This is a genomic window from Murinocardiopsis flavida, from assembly GCF_003014485.1.
Classification (GTDB): domain Bacteria; phylum Actinomycetota; class Actinomycetes; order Streptosporangiales; family Streptosporangiaceae; genus Murinocardiopsis; species Murinocardiopsis flavida.
Window position 1 is genome coordinate 347,119 of the sequence record NZ_PYGA01000001.1, and the last position, 17,323, is coordinate 364,441.

10 protein-coding genes are annotated in these 17,323 nt (G+C 75.1%); 5 read left to right on the forward strand and 5 right to left on the reverse strand.

From position 1 onward, the window contains the following. Positions 1 to 438 precede the first annotated feature (438 nt). The 4 genes from CLV63_RS01555 to bluB all read right to left on the reverse strand — a co-directional run bounded on the left by CLV63_RS01555 (position 439) and on the right by bluB (position 9,085). Positions 439 to 2,985 carry a GTPase gene (locus CLV63_RS01555; protein ID WP_106581010.1) on the reverse strand — a complete coding sequence of 849 codons (2,547 nt, stop codon included), beginning with the start codon at positions 2,983 to 2,985 and terminating at the stop codon, positions 439 to 441. Next, positions 2,982 to 4,850, reverse strand: a complete 1,869-nt coding sequence (locus tag CLV63_RS01560) for a GTPase (protein ID WP_106581253.1) — start codon at positions 4,848 to 4,850, stop codon at positions 2,982 to 2,984. The genes CLV63_RS01555 and CLV63_RS01560 overlap by 4 nt, the downstream gene beginning before the upstream one ends. 32 nt (positions 4,851 to 4,882) lie before the next feature. Next, positions 4,883 to 6,202 (reverse strand): uroporphyrinogen-III C-methyltransferase, encoded by a 1,320-nt coding sequence (gene cobA / locus CLV63_RS01565; RefSeq protein ID WP_106581011.1) that lies wholly within the window; start codon positions 6,200 to 6,202, stop codon positions 4,883 to 4,885. A 336-nt stretch (positions 6,203 to 6,538) separates the two neighbouring features. Continuing rightward, on the reverse strand, positions 6,539 to 9,085 hold the full coding sequence (bluB, locus tag CLV63_RS01570) for a 5,6-dimethylbenzimidazole synthase (protein WP_106581012.1): 2,547 nt from the start codon (positions 9,083 to 9,085) through the stop codon (positions 6,539 to 6,541). 505 nt (positions 9,086 to 9,590) lie between these two features. Between bluB and CLV63_RS01575 the strand changes: the two genes are divergently transcribed. The 3 genes from CLV63_RS01575 (at position 9,591) to CLV63_RS01585 (ending at position 13,343) form a co-directional block, all read left to right on the forward strand. After that, positions 9,591 to 10,205, forward strand: a complete 615-nt coding sequence (locus tag CLV63_RS01575; RefSeq protein ID WP_106581013.1) for a GNAT family N-acetyltransferase — start codon at positions 9,591 to 9,593, stop codon at positions 10,203 to 10,205. Positions 10,206 to 10,323: 118 nt separating this feature from the next. After that, complete coding sequence (locus tag CLV63_RS01580; protein WP_106581014.1) at positions 10,324 to 11,745, forward strand: amidase; 1,422 nt, start codon at positions 10,324 to 10,326, stop codon at positions 11,743 to 11,745. 176 nt (positions 11,746 to 11,921) lie between these two features. Next, positions 11,922 to 13,343 carry an APC family permease gene (locus CLV63_RS01585; RefSeq protein ID WP_106581015.1) on the forward strand — a complete coding sequence of 474 codons (1,422 nt, stop codon included), beginning with the start codon at positions 11,922 to 11,924 and terminating at the stop codon, positions 13,341 to 13,343. An 11-nt stretch (positions 13,344 to 13,354) separates the two neighbouring features. Here CLV63_RS01585 and CLV63_RS01590 read toward each other — a convergent pair whose 3' ends face one another. After that, positions 13,355 to 13,609, reverse strand: coding sequence for a DUF6504 family protein (locus CLV63_RS01590; RefSeq protein ID WP_106581016.1), 255 nt, complete (start codon positions 13,607 to 13,609; stop codon positions 13,355 to 13,357). A 326-nt stretch (positions 13,610 to 13,935) separates the two neighbouring features. On the opposite strand from CLV63_RS01590, the gene CLV63_RS01595 reads away from it, so the two are divergent. Both CLV63_RS01595 and CLV63_RS01600 read left to right on the forward strand, forming a co-directional pair. After that, positions 13,936 to 16,323, forward strand: coding sequence for a protein kinase domain-containing protein (locus CLV63_RS01595; RefSeq protein WP_245928516.1), 2,388 nt, complete (start codon positions 13,936 to 13,938; stop codon positions 16,321 to 16,323). A 16-nt stretch (positions 16,324 to 16,339) separates the two neighbouring features. Further along, a complete protein-coding gene (locus CLV63_RS01600) occupies positions 16,340 to 17,320 on the forward strand; it encodes a quinone oxidoreductase family protein (protein ID WP_106581018.1) in 981 nt (326 codons plus the stop codon). Positions 17,321 to 17,323 lie beyond the last annotated feature (3 nt).

The following is a 17,323-nucleotide window of genomic DNA, read 5'->3' on the forward strand; positions in this document are numbered from 1 at the left end:
TACCCGCACCGGTACGCGGTGCTGCGCGGCTGTGTGGGCCCAATGGGAGTCTCCGCATCGAGATTACATTAAGTAATACTCTAGTCTCCCACTGTGCACACTCGGATTAAAACCGCTAGATTTGGCCACGACCGGACCGGACTCCACCGGGATCGGTCGCAGGGGGTCGATGGCGGGCTCCCGCAGGCGCCGCCAGGCGGAGGGAGTCGGGCGCGCACTGTCGTACCGCCGCGCACAGCGGATCACCCATAGGGGGCCGACCCGCCGTCGGCCGACTGACACTTCAAGGATCCGGATAGGGACTGACAGGTGGGAGGGGCCATGGTCTCTGGCGTTCAGTGGATCTGAGCAGATGTCGCCAACCATGGGCCGGGCGGGGAGATCCCCGCCCGGTCTGCTGCCGTGGAGGGGCCGCCGCACCGCGCCGCCGGGGCGGGATCAGCCCGGTTCGGACGCTCCCCGAGCGGCGCTCAACGACCCGCAGAAGTCGCGGTGGTTCCGCAGCTCCTCGTCGATCGGCGCCACCACCCACTCGGCGGCGATCGACCTGACCCGCCGCCCGGCCTCGTTCTCGACCTCTTCGCGCCGCCGCGCCGCAGCGACCGTCACCAGGTTGCGGCACCCCACCCCGATGAGCCAGCCCACCAGCAGCGCCGCGGCGACCACCGCCGCGGCGTACCCGATGAAGGCGGGGCGGTCGAGCGGCGGCACACCGGTCAGCCCGCCGCCCAGGACGCTCACCAGCACCGTGGCGAACCACACCGCGCTCAGCCCGGCGAGCGCCACGAGCGCGAACTGCACGGCGCGGACGGCCTGCCACCACGACGGCGTGGAATCGGCGGGCGGGACGGCGCCGGCGACCGCGCGGCCCAGCTCCGCCGGCAGGTCGGCCGCGTTGCTGCGCGCCGCTGCGCGCAGGCGGCGCGGCCACGGGTCGGCCAGCCCAGCGCCGACGTCCTCGGCCGCGGTGCCCACAGCGGATTCGACCTCGGGCTCCTGGACGCCGACCGGCCCCTCAGCCCCGCCCCGCATGTCGTCGCGGAGGAAGTCCAGCTGGACGGCGCGCAGCGGGTCGCCGCGCAGGCGGTCGGCCAGGCGCGCCACGGGCCAGCCCACCAGCGTGGCCCCGCGGTGCTCGAACGCGGTCTCGGTGGCGTCGGCGACGGCGGCGACACCGGCGGCGTCGGCCAGCCCGGCGCCGAGCGCGGTGCGCACCGGGTCGGGCACCGCGCTCGGCGCCGCCCCGGCCTTGCCGTACTCGGCGTAGTCGCCGGTGACCTGGTCGAGGTCGGCCACGATCCGGTCGATCGCCGCGCGGCGATCGCTGACGGTGTCGCGCAGGAGCCTGCGCAGGTCGCCGATTCCGTGGTCGGTGACCGCCGACGCGGTCAGGATGCGCGGGTGCACACCCGATTCGCTCTCCAGGAGCCGCCGCAGGTCGGTGAGCAGCTCCTCGAGCTCGTCGGGGTCGACCCGGTCGACCTGGTTCAGCACGGCGACCATCACCGCGCCGTGGCCCGCCATCTCGGCGAGGTAGCGGTGGTGGACGGCGGCGTCGGCGTACTTCTGCGGGTCGAGCACCCACACCAGGAGGTCGACGGAGCCGATGAGGCGGTCGGCCTCGACCGTGTGGTTCGACCGAACGGAGTCGTGGTCGGGCAGGTCGAGCAGGATCAGCCCGCCGAGTTCGGAGTCGTCGCTGTCGAGCTCGCTCACCCGCGAATGGCGGGAGCGGGGCGGCACCCCGAGCCAGTCGAGCAGCCCCTGGGCGCCGTTGTCGCCCCACATGCAGGCGTGCGCCGACCCCGTGGTGGGCCGGGTGACGCCGACCCGGGAGAGCTCCAAGCCGCACAGCGCGTTGAACAGGGACGACTTACCGCTGCCCGTGCCACCGGCGAGGGCCACAACGGTGTGCTCGCTGGACAGCCGCAGCCGCGCGCCGGCGTGGTCGAGGACGCGACGCGCCCGCACCACCAGCTCGGGCGCGAAGTCGGGCCCGCCGATCTCGACCACGCGGGCCAGCGCGTCGAGCCGCGCGATGAGCTCCGCGCGGGTGACCGCCGGTGCGGCCTCCCAGTCGTCGTGGGTGGTGGGCCGGTAGTCGTCATCGTCGGTGGGGGCGAACCCCGTGGTGTCCCAGTCGGCGAGGTCGGCGGGGTCGGTGACCGGCTCGGCCGCCCCGGGGTCGGCGGCCGCCGCCGGGCCCTGCTGATCGGGTTGCTCCGCCGCCTCGGGCGGGGCGACCTGCGGGACGGGCCCGGTACGGCGGCCGGCGATGGCGGTGGCCTCGTCGACCGCTTCGACCAGGCTGCCCACCCAGCCGGCCAGGCCCTCAGGGTCGTCGGGATCGCCCCGGCGGGTGCCCGGTGCGACCCGGCGCCGCGGCGCGGCGGCGTGGCGCCCCGTGCCCGGCGCGGGGCGGCGCGGCAGGGGGTCGGACTCCGGGTCGGCCCCGGGGCTCGCAGGGCTCGCGGGGCCGTCGTCGGCTGTGTCGTCGTGCGCGCGCTCCCCCGCCGCCGCGGCGGAGCGGGGCGCCGCCGCGCTCTCGTCCGCGGGTTCGGGGGCGTGCTCGCCGCCCACCGGGAGCCAGCCCGCTGCGGTCGCCCGCGCGGCGTCGCCGCCGGCGGGCGCGGCGGGGCGGCGCCAGCCCTCGTACCCGGGTTCGCCAAGGGCGGGCAGCGCGTCGCCGCCGCGGCCGGGGTCGTCCTCTGCCGCCTCTGCCGCGGCCTCGACCGGACCGTTCTCGTCGGCCCACCCGTTGCGCCGCGCCCACAGGTGGGCGTCGGGATCGGCCGTGTCGGGATCGGGCTCGTCGACCGCACGGCGCAGCTCGGGGAACGACACGGTGGCGCCGCGGTCGCCGGAGTCCGCGCGCTCGGCCGCCCGGCGGCCGCCCGAGGCGGCCCGCGCCCCGGCGGCGGCGCCGTTGTGCGGCGTCGCCTCGGTCTCCTCGTGGGAGTCGGCGGAGTTCCGGTGAGTCGTCATCGCGCAATCTCAAGGTTGTACGTGGCCTGGTAGAGCTGGACCGCATCGTCCTCGTCGGGCAGCCCCGCGGCGGCCAGCGCGTCGGTGAAGCGCCGCTTCTCCTCGTCCATGAGCGTGGTGACGCAGGTCCGCAGGTCCTGGCGCGCCATGGCTCCGATGTTACGCAGCGACTCCGACCCGAACAGCCCTTTCAGCAATCGCTGCGGCGGCGCGCTGGTCCCCTGCGACACCGAGAACTCCGACGTGCCGAAACCGAGCAACCCGATGATCAGGACGAGCGCGAACGCCTCTTTGTCGTAGATGACGAACCGGGCGACGGAGCGCTTGGCGACGCCGTCGGCGGCGATCATCTCCACGACGCGGCCCTGCCAGCCGCGCAGCGCCGCACGGGTGCGCTCGGGCAGGTCGTCGGACCGGTGCCGGAGGCCGTTGCGGTCGGCGAGGCCGTCGCCGCCGGCGACCGTCGACCACTGCTCCGCGACGTCCTCCGCCGCGCGCTCGGCCCCCGAGACCACAAGCGCCTCGATGGCGTCGTGGATGGCCTGTTCGAGCGCCTGGACGCGCTCGGCTGTGGAGTCCTCGCGGGTGGCCCTGCGCTTCTGCGCGCGCAGCCGCAGCGAGCGCGCCAGTGCGCCGCTCGCAGCGACGTCCTGCCAGCGCGCCAGGACGTTGCCGCGCAGCAGGGACCCGTTGCGGGTGGACTCGTCCAGCTCGGCGAGCGCCGAGGAGAACGCGGAATCGACGCCGGACCTCAGCACCCGGTGCGCCTCGACCTGGGTCTCGACCTGCTTCGCGAGTTCGGGTACCCGGGTGCGGAAGCTGTCGAGGACGCCGAGGAAGGTGCGCCGCGAAACGGTGTCGCGCTGGGCGAGGTCGCCGGCGACCTCTGCGAGATGGCCGCGGATCTGGTCGGCGGTGTTGGCGGTGAACCGCCCGCCGCCGATCTGGTCGGTCTCGGGGATCGTGAAACGGGTGGCGTGGCCCAGCCCGTTGGCCTCCAGCATCGCGCCGAAGTGCGAAACGAGCTGCTCGCGGCCGATGCGCGGCACCCGCGACATCACCACGGCCAGTGAGGTGTCGCGGTCGCGCGCGACCTGGAGGAACTCCCAGACCCGCGCGTCGGCGTAGCGGCGACTGGTGGTGACGAAGATCCAGAGGTCGGCGGCGTCGAGGAACTTCGCCGCGAACTCGTGGTGCGCGGCGACGGCGGAGTCGACATCGGGGGTGTCGAGCAGTGCGACGCCTTCGGGCATGCACTCGCTCGCGGCGAGGACGAGCATGCCGTCCTTGCCGGGCATGGCCAGGCCCTCTTGGCGCACCCGCGGCAGCGACGGCAGGAACGACGCCTCGCTGAACCAGCCGACATCCTTGGGGTTGCAGGCGAGGACCGGGCTGTTGGTCGTGGGGCGGCGGACGCCGGTGGTGGTGACCTGCTCCCCCACCAAGCTGTTGACCAGCGTGGACTTGCCCGCGCCCGTGGATCCGGCGACGGCGATGAGCAGCGGGGTGTCGGCGCTGCGCACGCGCGGTAGAACGTAGTGGTCGAGCTGGTCGAGGACATCGGCACGGGCGGTGGCGCCCTCTTCGGCGCCGGGCATCCCCTCGGCGAACTCGATGCCGCGGATGCGGGTGCGCAGGCCGTTGAGGACGGCTTCGAGCTGCTGGTCGCTTGCCACCGGGCCGCGGTGCTTGGGACCGCTGCGGGTCTCGGGTGCCGGCGGCGGGGACTCCCGTTCGTGCCGCCCCGACGGGGCCGCGAGCAGGTCGGCGGGACCTGCCGACTCGGGGTCGCGCGCACGCCCGCCGGCGTGGTCTCCGGTGTCGCCCGGCCCTGTCGCTTCCGGCACAGCAGGCGGCCGGGTCATGGCGGTTCCGCCCTTCTCATCGGTCTTCGCGGTCACAGAACCCGATTCCCTCCAGAAGGCCCATCACTCCCGGTCGCGGCGGGTGCGCCGGGATCGTCACCGAACCGAGCCCCCCGATCTGCGATGTGCTGCCCCATGTGCAGTATGTCAAGCTCTCGGGCCACATCGACCACATCGCCGATGACGACCACGGCCGGCGGGCGCGCCCCTGCGTCCTCTGCCGCGGCGGCGATCGTCGCCAGTGTCGCGACGACGGTCCGCTGCGCGGGGAGCGTGGCCTCCTGGACGACTGCGGCGGGGGTGTCCGCCGCACGGCCGTCGCGGATCAGCGCCGCGGCGATCGCGCCGAGGCGTTCGACGCCCATCAGCACCACGATCGTGCCGTGCGATCGGGCCAGTGCCGCCCAGTCGACGGTGGAGCGGTCGTCGTCGGGGGCGACGTGCGCGGACACGATGTGGAGGTCCTGGGCGACCCCGCGCTGGGTGACCGGGATCCCCGCACTCGCCGGCGCCGCCAACGCACTCGTGACGCCGGGTACCACGGTAACCGGAACGCCGGCGCGCGCGCACGCGGCCGCCTCCTCGGCGCCGCGCCCGAAGAGGAACGAGTCGCCGCCCTTGAGCCGGACCACGAATTTGCCCTCGGCGGCGCGCTCCACGAGGACCCGGTTGATGTCCTCCTGGGTCATCGCGCGGCCGTAGGGGATCTTGGCGGCGTCGACGACCTCGGTGTCGCCGGGGAGCCCGTCGAGCAGCGGGGTGGGGGCCAGCCGGTCGACCACGACGACGTCGGCCTGCGCGAGGAGCTGCCTGCCGCGGACCGTGATGAGCCCGGGGTCGCCCGGCCCGCCGCCGACCAGCGCGACCCCGCGCAGCCGGTCGCGGCCCCGGCGGGCGTCGAGCGTGCCGTCGGTAATCGCCTCGGTGATGGCGTCGCGGAGCCCGGCCGCGCGCCGCGGGTCGCCCCCCGCGACGACGCCGACCTCGATCCCGCCCGCGGCGCCCTTGGCAGGGGTCCAGGCGGCGGAGGCGTGGCGGTCGTCGGCGCGCACGCACCACACGCGGGCCGCCTCGGCCTCGGCTGCGACGGCGGCGTTGACCGCGGGGTCGTCGGTCGCGGCGTGCACCAGCCAGGTGTCGGTGCCGATGTCGCCGGCCTCGAAGCCGCGCCGGACCCAGGTGAGCCGGCCGGTGTCGGCGAGCCCTTCGAGGGTCGCCGTCGCCTCGGGCGAGACCACGGTGACGCGGGCGCCGTCGGCCATGAGCGCGGGAACGCGCCGCTGCGCGACCCGGCCGCCGCCCACGACGAGCACGCCGCGCCCTTCGAGGCGCAGTCCCAGAAGATAGGTCACCGGGGCCGTCCTCCAACTCGTGTCGGTGTCCACCCGCCCCGCTCCCGCGGTGCAGCCCGCAGCGTTCGCCACGCGAGGCGGTTCCGGAGCCGCGGCGCGGTGGGACCCTCCGGGAGCCCGGTGCGCCGACCGGGGCCCCGCCGGGACCGAGCGGCGGGGCGGTATCCGTCAATGCCCAAAAACTACCCTGCCGAAACGGGTGCCCGCCCGCGGGGCGGATGCGGCGCCCGGGGCCGCCGCGCCGGGAACCGGCCGCGCGGGTGCCCGCCGCACCGGGGACACGGCGGGGCGGCGCGCACCGGGGTGCGCGCCGCCCCGCAGCGGCAACGGCGCCGGTCAGCCGGCCTCGCCGGAGGAGGCAGGCGGGGTCGCCTCGTGCAGTGCCCGCACGGCGCCCTGGAGCAGCGGCAGCGCCAGCAACGCGCCGGAACCCTGGCCGAACCGCAGCTCCATGTCCATGAGGGGCCGCAGACCGAGGTGCTCGATGACCTCGGAGTGCCCCGGCTGGGTCGAGCGGAACCCGGCGACGCAGGCGTGGACGGCATCGGGGGCCAGGGCCGCCGCGACGAGCGCCGCGGCGCCCGCTCCGGCGTCGTCCAGGACGACGGGCACCCGCAGCGCCGCGGCGCCGAGGACGAACCCGGCGAGCGCGGCGTGCTCCAGCCCGCCCAGCGCGGCCAGCGCGCGCAGCGGGTCGCCGGCCGCGGTGCCCGACGCGATCCCGTTCGCGTCCAGGCTGCGGCGGACCAGCCCGACCGCGTGCTCACGCGCCGCGCGGTCGGCCCCCGGTTCGCCCTCGGTGACCTCGGCCGGGTCGCTGCCGGTGAACGCGGCGACCAGGGCCGCCGAGCCGATGGTGTTGGCGATCCCGATGTCGCCGGTGACCAGGCAGCGGTTCCCCGCGGCGACGAGGTCGCGCGCGACCTCGATGCCCGCCTCGACGGCGTAACCGACCTGGACCCCGCTCATGGCCGCACCCGCCGAACCGTCGGCGGTCCCCCGTGCGATCTTCCGGGGCAGAAGGCCGGGGGTGTCGGGGAGGTCTCCGACGAGTCCGACGTCGACGACGGTGACCTCGGCGCCCACCTGGTCGGCGAAGGCGTTGGCGACGGCGCCCCCGCTCAGGAGGTTGCGCACCAGCCGCTGCGTGGTGTCCTGCGGCCACGCCGACGCGCCCTGCGCGTGGACGCCGTGGTCGCCGGAGAACACCGCGACGGCGGCGGGCTCGGGGACCGGCGGAACGGCCTCGCCGGCCAGCCCGGCGAGCCGGACCTGGACCTCTTCCAGCGCCCCGAGGGAGGCGGTCCCGTCGTTGAACCGCCGCTGGTGCCCGCGTACCTCCTCCATCGCCCGTTGGGACTGCGGGCGGATGGCGGCGATGGTCTCGTCGAGCAGGCTCGTGGGCTCCTCGCCGGGCAGGCCGCGGCGCCCGTAGTGGTCGCGGTGCACCGCCCAGGACAGTGGGCGCTGCTGCGCCCAGCCGCCGAGCGCGAGCTCGGGTTCGGTCGGGAAGTCGTCCACGTACCCGACGCACAGGTAGGCGACCACCTCGAGGTGCGGGGGCAGGTCGAGCTCGCGGGCGAGGTCGCGTTCGGCGTAGCAGTTCACCCAGCCGACCCCGAGGCCCTCGGCCCGAGCGGCCAGCCACAGGTTCTCCACGGCGAGTGCCGCCGAATGGCCGGCCGACCGCGGATCGGCCTGCCTGCCGAGGGCGTGCCCGCCGCCGCGCGTGGGATCGACGGTCACCACGATGTTCACCGGGGCGTCGAGCACCGCCTCCGCCTTCAGGCCGGAGAAGGCGCGGGCGCGCGCGCCGGGCAGCGCCCGCGCATGGGCGTCGCGCTGCTCCTGCACGAAGCGGTGCACCTGGGCGCGCACCTCGGGGTCGTGGATGATCACGAAGTCCCACGGCTGGGCCGAGCCTGCCGACGGCGCCTGGTGCGCCGCCTCCAGTACGCGGGTGAGGACGGGGTCGGCCACCGGGTCGGGGCGGAACCCGACCCGGACGTCGCGCCGTTCGCGGATGGCGCGGTAGACGGCCTCGCGTTCGGCCGCGGAGTAGGCGTGGTCGCGCGGTTCCTCGTGCGTTAGGGGGGCCGGGGTCTGGAAGGCCGGGGTCTGGGGTGCCTGGGGTGCCGCGGGTTCGGCCGCCTCCGGCGGTGCGGCGGCAGCGGGTGGCACCGGGGCCGCGGCGGCAGCGGGTGGCGCCGGGGGTGCGGGCGCCTGGGGCGGCGCGGGGGCCTCCTCCGGGACCGGGGGCGCGGCGTCCAGTGGCGCCGCCGCGTCCTTTGCGGCGGGCGGGGCCGCGGTCTCGTCGGGGGCCGGAGCGGTGGCGCTCACCGCGGCCGCCGTGGGCGGGTCGGCGGGCGGCGCGGCGGGAGCCGGCGCGGCGTGCGCGGCGAACCGGTCGAGCGACGTGGAGCGGAACGGGATGACGTTGGGCGTGCCGAACGGCGCTCGCGGCGCGTCGATCCCCGGCGCGCGGGGCTCCGGACGCTGCTCCTCGGCGGGGGCCGCGGGTTCGGCGGCGGCCGCGGGCGGTTGCGCTCCGGTGGCGGCGGACTCCGGTGCCTCTGCGGCGGGCTCCTGCGCCGCGGGCTCGGGCGCCCGCCGCGCCCGCTGCCTGCCGTGCGGGCCGCCCGCCTGGAACGGGTTGGGCCTCGGCTGCGTGCCGCGCCGCGCGGAGTCGGCCCCCGCCGCCGCGCGGCCCGGCTCGGCGGCGGGCTGCTTCAGCGCTCCGGTCCCCCTGCCGGCCTCGGGGAGGTCGTCAAGGAGGCCGTCGCCCTGCGCCCACGTGCCGACACCGCCCTCGACGGCGGCCCACCGGCCGTTGTCGCCGCCGTTCCGCCGGTTCCGGCCGCTGCGTTGGTCGTCGCGGCTCATGGCAAACCTCCCTGGATGCGCAATGCGGCGGGCTGCGGTCCCCACCATGCGGAGTCCACCGCGTTCTCGATCGATGCAGGCACTTCTCCCCCTTGGTCGCTGCGGGCACGGACGCCGCCAGTTCCCCCCGGGTGCGTCCATGCCGATGTCGCGGATGCCGGCGCCCCGGACGCACTGCCGTCCCGGGCGGCCGGTCCCACCCGGCCCCAGGATCCCCAGCGTCCCCAGGCGCGAGTCACGGGGCAACTTTGCCAGAGTTCGCGGGATTCGGGAGGCCGACCGCCACGTTGGCAGCAAAACGCCCGGTCGGCGGCTTCCGGTCCCCCGGCGGCCCGGGCGCCGCACGGGCCCGGAGGTGCCCTCGGCGCACGGCCGGCCGCACCGGATGCGCGCCGCAGAACCCGCCACCCCCGAGTGGACCTTCGGTGGTCGGCAATGGAATTCTTGCTGGTCCGACAGCACTCGCCCCCGGCAGCGGGGAGCGGGACCAGTGAAAGCACACCGAATGACGCACACCCCGACGGCACCCCTGCTCCCCGCGGTCGTCCTCCAGACCGACCGCCTCACCCTGCGCGCCTTTACCGAGAACGACATCGACGACGTGCACCGGGGCGCGTCGCACCCCTCGGTCCAGGCGTGGATCCCGCTCCCCTCGCCGGGCGAGGCCTACACCCGCGCTGACGCCGTGGAGTGGTGCCTGTCCCGCGCCCCGTACCTGCGCGTGAGCGGCGACGGCCAGCAATGGTGCGCCATCCGCACGGACACCGGCGCGTTCGCCGGGTCGTTCGGCCTGACCCGCACCGACTGGCGCACCGGAACCACCGAGGTGGGCTACTGGGTGGACCCCCGGTGGCACGGCAACGGATTCGCCCCGGAGGCCGTCTACGCGCTCGTGCGCTGGGCCATCGAGGAGCTGCGGTTCGAACGTGTCGAACTCAAGGCCGCCGTCGGGAACACCGCGTCGCGCCGGGTCGCCGAGAAGACCGGCTTCAGTTACGAGGGCACCGAACGCAACGCGATGCCGCTGCACGCGGGCCGCACCGACCTCGCGGTGTACAGCGTCATCGCCGCGGATCTCGCGCGGCCCGCCGCGTACGGGCCGCCGCGCGCCGACGGGTGACCGCGCTCGCGCGCTCGCGCCCCGGGCGGCTCGGCGGCGCCCCGCGCTGCCGCTCCGCGCCGGTATCGGTCAGGCTGGTGGCGACGAGGACGACGACCGCCGAGGAGCGCCGCCGACGATGCACGACGAGATCACCACCCGACCCGCCCGCGAACTCGCCCGGCTCATGCGCACCGGCGAGCTCTCGGCGCGGGAGACCGTCCAGGCCCACCTCGACCGCATCGCGGCGGTGAACCCCCGCGTCAACGCCGTCGTCACCCTGTGCGCCGAGCGGGCCATGGCCGAGGCCGCCGCGGCGGACGAGCGCCAGGCGTCCGGCGCCCCCACACCCCCGCTGCACGGGCTGCCCGTCGCCCACAAGGACGTGCACGAGACCGCCCAGGTGCGCACCACGTTCGGCTCGCCGATCTTCGCCGAGAACGTGCCCGAGCGCGACGAGCTGATCGTCGAGCGGATGCGCGGCGCGGGCGCCATCACCATCGGCAAGACGAACGTCCCGGAGTTCGCCGCCGGTTCGCACACGTTCAACCCGGTGTTCGGGACCACGCTCAACCCCTACGACACCACCCGTTCCGCGGGGGGCAGCAGCGGAGGCGCGGCGGCGGCGCTGGCCGCCGGGCTGCACCCGATCGCCGACGGTTCGGACATGGGCGGCTCACTGCGCAACCCCGCGTCGTTCTGCAACGTGGTGGGGCTGCGCCCGTCGCCCGGCCGGGTACCGGCCCACCCCGCCGCGCTCGGGTTCTCGACCCTGTCCGTGCAGGGCCCCATGGCGCGCGACACGGCCGACGCCGCTCTGCTGATGTCCGTCATCGCCGGCCCCGACCCGCGCAGTCCCATCGCGCTCGGCGACCCCGGCGCGGTGTTCGCCGAACCGCTCGACGCCGAAGGCGGCCTGCGCGGGCTGCGCGTCGCCTGGACCCCCGACCTGGGCGGCGCGTTCAGGTCCGAGCGCGCGGTCCTCGACGCCCTCCGGCCAGACATCGAGGTGTTCACCGCGCTGGGGTGCGAGGTCGAGGAGGCGTCCCCCGACCTCAGCGGGGCCGACGACGCGTTCCGCACCCTGCGGGCCTGGCAGTTCGCCGCGGCCTACGGCGAGCTGTACGACGCCGGGAGCGACCGCCTCAAGCCGAGCGTGCGATGGAACATCGAGCAGGGCCGCCTCCTCAGCGGCGCCGACCTCGCCCGCGCCGAGCGCCTGCACACCGAACTGCACCACCGGATGCGGCTCTTCTTCGAGCGGTTCGACGTCCTGCTGCTGCCCACCGCCCAGGTCGCTCCGTTCGACGCCGCGCTGGAGTACCCGGACAGCATCGACGGGCAACCGCAGGAGACCTACCTGGACTGGATGCGCTCGGCGTACTCGATCTCGATCACCGGCTGCCCCGCGTTGTCGGTCCCCGGCGGGTTCACCCCCGGCGGCCTGCCCGTCGGCTTGCAGATCGTCGGCCCGCACCGCGCCGACCGCCGGGTCCTGCGGGTCGGCCACGCCTTCGAGCAGGCCACCCGGTTCGGCGCGCGGCGGCCGGACCTGGCGTGACGGCGGCGGTATCGATTCCGTCGCGGCCCTTCCGTTCCGCGGCCCTCCGCATGCACGCTTGGGCGGGTGTTCCGGGGGGCGCGCCGGGTAAGGCGCCGCCGGGCGCACGGGCGTCCGGGGCGCGCGGCACGGCCCCGGAGGCACCGGTCCGCGCGGTCGAGTGACGGGGAGACGCCATGGCAGGGCCTGCTGGGGAGCAGAACGGGAACTTCCTCCGCGTACTGGGCCGCGGCGACGTGCTCGCGCTCGCGTTCGGCGCGATGATCGGGTTCGGCTGGGTGGTCCTCAGCGGCGAGTTTCTCAACGGCGCGGGGAGCCTCGGCGCCGCCTTGGCGTTCGTCATCGGCGGCGGCATCGTGTGCCTCGTCGGCCTCACCTACGCCGAGCTGGTGTCGGCCATGCCCAAGGCCGGGGGCGAGCACAACTACGCGCTGCGCGGCCTCGGCGCGCACGGCGGCTTCGTCGCCTCGTGGGGCATCGTCCTCGGCTACCTCACGGTGGTGGCGTTCGAGGCGGTCGCGCTGCCCGAAACAGTCCTCTACCTGGTGCCCGACCTGAAGGCCGGGTACCTGTGGACGATCGCCGGCTACGACGTGTACGCCACCTGGGCGGCGGTCGGGTCGGTCTCGGCGGTCCTCATCACGGCGCTGAACTACATCGGGATCCGGCCGGCGTCGGTGTTCCAGATGGTCGCGGTGCTGTTCCTGGTCGCCGTGGGCGCGGCCCTGCTCCTCGGCAGCTTCGTCGGCGGGTCGGCGGCGAACATGAGCCCGCTGTTCAGCGGCGGCGTGGGCGGGCTCGTGGGGGTCCTGGTGGCGACACCGTTCCTGTTCGTCGGGTTCGACGTGATCCCGCAGTCGGCCGAGGAGATCAAGCTCCCGTACCGGCAGGTGGGCCGGATCCTGGTGATCTCGGTGGCCTGCGCGACGGCCTGGTACATCCTGATCATGCTCACGGTCTCCTCGGCGCTGTCGCGCGAAGGGCTGAAGGGGGCGCAGCTGGCGTCCGCCGACGGCATGGCGGCCCTGTGGGGCAGCCAGGCCATGGGCAACGTGCTGATCATCGGCGGGATCGCCGGGATCCTGACGAGCTGGAACGCGTTCCTCATCGGGGCGAGCCGGCTCCTCTACGCGATGGCGGTCTCGGGCATGGTCCCCGCGTGGTTCGGCCGGCTCCACCCCAAGTACCGGACCCCCTCGAACGCGCTGCTGTTCCTCGGCGGACTGTCGGTCCTGGCCCCGCTGTTCGGCGACCAGATGCTGAGCTGGCTGGTCAACGCCGGCGGCATCAACATCGTCGTGGCCTACGCCGTGGTCGCGATGTCGTTCCTCGCCCTGCGCAGGCGCGAACCCGGCATGGAGCGCCCGTTCCGCATCCCCGCCGGCGCGGTGGTCGGCGGGCTGGCCCTCGTGCTCAGCCTCGGCCTCGGGTCGCTCTACCTGCCCGGCATGCCCGCGGCGCTGTCGTGGCCCGAGTGGCTGATCGTGGGCGTGTGGTGGCTGCTCGGCGCGGTGTTCATGGTGCGGCTGCCGGTGACCTCGGCGGGCCCGGACTCCGAGGAGCGGCTGCTCGCCCGGCTCGCCCAGCGCAAGCGGTGACCTGGCCGGGGTCAGACCTTGACCAGGGTCCACTGCCCGGACGGGAGGTCGTGGGTGAGTTCGTACACCCCGCGGTCGCCCTCGGCACCGGCCTCCACCCGCCAGAACCACCGCTTGGGCACCGTGCCGCCGCGGACCGGCGCGTGGTCGGAGCGCACCGACGCCCACTGGTCGAAGATCCTGTGCACGGTGTAGGCGCGGCCCTCCCAGACGAATCGCTCCGGACGCCCCTCGTGCGCGCGCACCGTGACAGGTGCCCCGTACATCTGCCCCACCACTACCGCCTTTCGCCGGCGGCGCCCCGATGCGCGGGTGCCGCCGGAGTCGGGGGCCCGCGGGGAAGTGCAGGCCGGAATTCGAACACGTGTTCCCATTGTAGCGAAGCGCGAACGGCCGCCGGAAGCACTCCGGACACCCGAATCGGCAGCACAACCCCCGTATCGTCCTGCCGGTCGCGGTACGCACCTCCACAACCGCGACGTACGCATGGTTCACTTAATGCACGGATCGGGTACCGGATCCCCCTTCGGCTGACCCCCGAACCCGGGCCAAGCGAGAGCGGGCCCACGCCTCGGTACGCTATGAGGCGCGAATGACGCGATCCATAAAGGGACTCAACACTGTGACGTCGAACGGGCACGAGCGCGCCAAACCCCTCCGCACTGGCGACCCGCACGAGCTGGGCGCCTACCGCCTGCTGGGGCGCCTGGGCCGAGGCGGCATGGGAACGGTCTACCTCGCGAAGGACACCGCCGACCGCAATGTCGCCGTCAAGCTGATCCACCCCGACATCAGCGACGACACCGACTTCCGCCGCCGGTTCGCCCGCGAGGTCGAGGCCGCGCGCAAGGTCGCCCGCTTCTCCACGGCCGGGGTCATCGACGCCCAGCTCGACGGCGACCCCCTGTTCATCGTGTCGGAGTACGTGCCGGGCCCGAACCTCGCCGAGGCCATCGACGCCGACGGCCCCATGGACGGCGGCACCCTCGAAAGCCTCGCCATGGGGGTCGCCGCCGCGCTCACCGCCATCCACCGGGCCGGGGTCATCCACCGCGACCTCAAACCGGCGAACGTCCTGCTGTCGGCCGTGGGGCCCAAGGTCATCGACTTCGGCATCGCGCGGGCGATGGACGACGACGCCGCCGTCACCCGCTCCAGCCAGCTCATGGGCACCCCCGCCTACCTCGCGCCGGAGCTCATCGTCGGCCAGGGCATCACGCCGGCCTCCGACATCTTCTCCTGGGGCTGCCTGGTGGCCTTCGCGGGCACCGGGACCGCCCCGTTCTCCGCGCCCACCGTGCCCGCCGTGCTGCACCAGATCAGCTCCGCCCCGCCCAACCTCGAAGGGCTCGACCCGCGGCTGGCGGAACTGGTCGTGCAGGCCCTCGACAAGGACCCCGTCAACCGGCCGACGGCCCAGGGCCTGCTGAACCAGCTCGTCGGCCAGGAGGACCCCAGCGCGTCCGTCGTCGACCGCACCCTGGTGAAGTCGTGGACGCCGCCCTCCACCGCGCGCCCCGCCGGCGACGACACCGCCGCCGCTGCCGCCGGGGGCGTCCTCGGCGCCGCGGCGGGGGCCGCCGCTGGTGCGGCCATGGCCGGCGGCGACGCCGAGACCGCGCACACGACCCGGCCGACCGCCGACCTCTCCGAGCAGCAGACCGCCGCGCTGCCGCCCGAGGACGCCCCCGAGCCGCCGACCCATTCCTTCGGCCAGGACGCCCCGCCGCCCGTCGGGCAGTCCCCCTACGCGCACACACCGCCCTCGGTCACCCCGCCCTCAGGCCCGCAGCAGGGGTTCCCGCCGACCGCGCCGCAAGGCCCGCCCACGGGTCCCGGCCAGGGCCCCTACGGCGCGCCCGGCGGCCCGGTCGGCCACCCCTCGGGGCCGCAGCAGCCGGGGTACGGCCCCCAGGGCGGCTACGCAGCGCCGCATTCCGGCCCGCAGCCCGCCACGCAGTACGGTTACGGCCCGCCGTCCGGGCCGCAGCAGCCCGGCACGCCGCACGCGGGGCCCTACGGCTACGGCCCGCCGCCGGGCCCGCAGCAGGGCGCCCCCTTCACCCCCCAGCCGGGGACCCACTCGCCGCCGTTCGGGCAGCCGGGCCACGCGGGTCCCGGCGGACCCGGCGGGCCTGGCAACGGCGGTCCCGGCGGGCCCGACCCCGTCCCCGGTGCGGCGCCGGGCGGCCCCGGCAACGGAAAGCCCGGTGCCCCCCGCAGCAGGCTCAAGCTCTACGGCGCCGCGGCGGGTGCGCTGGTCATCGTCGCAGCGCTGGCGTTCGGCGGGTACACCCTGTTCGGCGGGCCGTCGTTCCCGCAGGGCACCGAGGTGTACGTCGAGAACTTCGCCAAGGGCGAGCAGAGCGGCTGGAGCGATGGCGACTTCCCCGGCGAGTTCGAGGAGGACTCGTCCTCCGGGCACATCGACGACGGGTTCTCGGTCCGCGCCACCGAGGACGATCCGGCCGTCCAGGCGTACGCCCAGATCGAGAAGACCCCGGAGAAGGCGAGCGTCAGCGCTGACATGGCCTTCCAGAGCGGGCCCAGCTACGCGACCGCCGGCCTCTTCTGCCTCAGCACCACCGAAGAGGTCGACCTGGAGACGGTCTACCACCAGTACGAGGTCACGGTGCGCAAGGACGGCACGGAGGCGAAGATCGTCCGCTCCGACGGCACCGCCGGCGACGACCTCGCGACGACCGAGGGCGGCGAGGTCGCCGGCTACGAGGTCGACCCGAAGGGCAAGAAGGCGAACGAGCTCGCGATCTCCTGTGTCCCCGACTCCGAGACCGAGACCACCACGATCCGGCTCTGGGTGAACGGCACCTTCGCCCTCGAAGCGGAGGACACCAGCAGCAAGCGGATCAAGAAGGGCCACACCGGGGTCATGGCGCTGCGCGAGAACAGCGGCAGCGGCGGCGACGCCATCGCGCACTTCGACAACTACCGCATCGGCGACATCAGCGGCAGCGAGTAACGGGGGGATCGCACCTATGCGTGCCATTGTCATCAAAGAGCAGGGCGGGCCCGAGGTCCTGACCATGAGCGAGGTCGCCGACCCCGTTCCCGGGCCCGGCGAGGTGGTCGTCGGCATCGAGGCCCGCGGCGTCAACTTCATCGACGTGTACCAGCGCAGCGGCGCCTACACCGTCGACACCCCGTTCGTGCCCGGGGTCGAGGCGGCCGGGACCGTCCTCTCCGTGGGCGACGGCGTCACCGGCCTCGCGGTGGGGCAGCGGGTCGGCTGGGCCATGCGGCCCGGCGCCTACGCCGAACAGGCCGCCGTACCGGCCGACCGCACCGTCCCGCTCCCCGACGGAGTCGGCTTCGAGCAGGCCGCGGCCGTCCTGTTGCAGGGGCTCACCGCCCACTACCTCACCCACTCCACCCACGCCGTGCGCGCGGGCGACACCGTCCTCGTGCACGCCGCCGCGGGTGGAACGGGGCTGCTCATCACCCAGCTCGCGAAGCTGCGCGGCGCACGCGTCATCGGGACGGTGTCCACCGAGGAGAAGGAGCGCCTCGCGCGCGAGGCGGGCGCCGACGACGTCATCCGCTACGACGGCTTCGCGGGCGACTCCGCGGGCCTCGCCGCCGCCGTCAGGGACCGCGCCGGCGGAACGGGCGTCGCCGCCGTCTACGACGGTGTCGGGGCCGCCACCTTCGACGCCAGCCTGGCGAGCCTGCGCCCGCGCGGCGTCCTCGCGCTGTTCGGCCAGTCCAGCGGCGCGGTGCCGCCGGTCGACCCGCAGCGGCTCAACACCGCGGGGTCGGTGTTCCTGACCCGGCCGACCCTCGCCCACTACGTCGCCGAGCGCACCGAACTGCTGGAGCGCTCCGCCGCGCTGCTCGGGCTGGTGCAGGACGGGCGGCTGGAGGTCAGGGTCGGGGGGCGCTACCCGCTCGCCGACGCGGGGCGCGCCCACGAGGACCTCACCGCGCGGCGCACTACCGGCAAGCTGCTGCTCACCTGAGGC

Bases quoted from the DNA above. Each gene is read 5' to 3' on its own strand.
- CLV63_RS01585 (WP_106581015.1), top strand. From the start codon at position 11,922: ATGGCAGGGCCTGCTGGGGAGCAGAACGGGAACTTCCTCCGCGTACTG.
- CLV63_RS01575 (WP_106581013.1), top strand. From the start codon at position 9,591: ATGACGCACACCCCGACGGCACCCCTGCTCCCCGCGGTCGTCCTCCAG.
- CLV63_RS01555 (WP_106581010.1), bottom strand. From the start codon at position 2,985: ATGACGACTCACCGGAACTCCGCCGACTCCCACGAGGAGACCGAGGCG.
- CLV63_RS01600 (WP_106581018.1), top strand. From the start codon at position 16,340: ATGCGTGCCATTGTCATCAAAGAGCAGGGCGGGCCCGAGGTCCTGACC.
- CLV63_RS01590 (WP_106581016.1), bottom strand. From the start codon at position 13,609: ATGTACGGGGCACCTGTCACGGTGCGCGCGCACGAGGGGCGTCCGGAG.
- CLV63_RS01595 (WP_245928516.1), top strand. From the start codon at position 13,936: ATGACGCGATCCATAAAGGGACTCAACACTGTGACGTCGAACGGGCAC.
- CLV63_RS01560 (WP_106581253.1), bottom strand. From the start codon at position 4,850: ATGACCCGGCCGCCTGCTGTGCCGGAAGCGACAGGGCCGGGCGACACC.
- CLV63_RS01580 (WP_106581014.1), top strand. From the start codon at position 10,324: ATGCACGACGAGATCACCACCCGACCCGCCCGCGAACTCGCCCGGCTC.
- bluB (WP_106581012.1), bottom strand. From the start codon at position 9,085: ATGAGCCGCGACGACCAACGCAGCGGCCGGAACCGGCGGAACGGCGGC.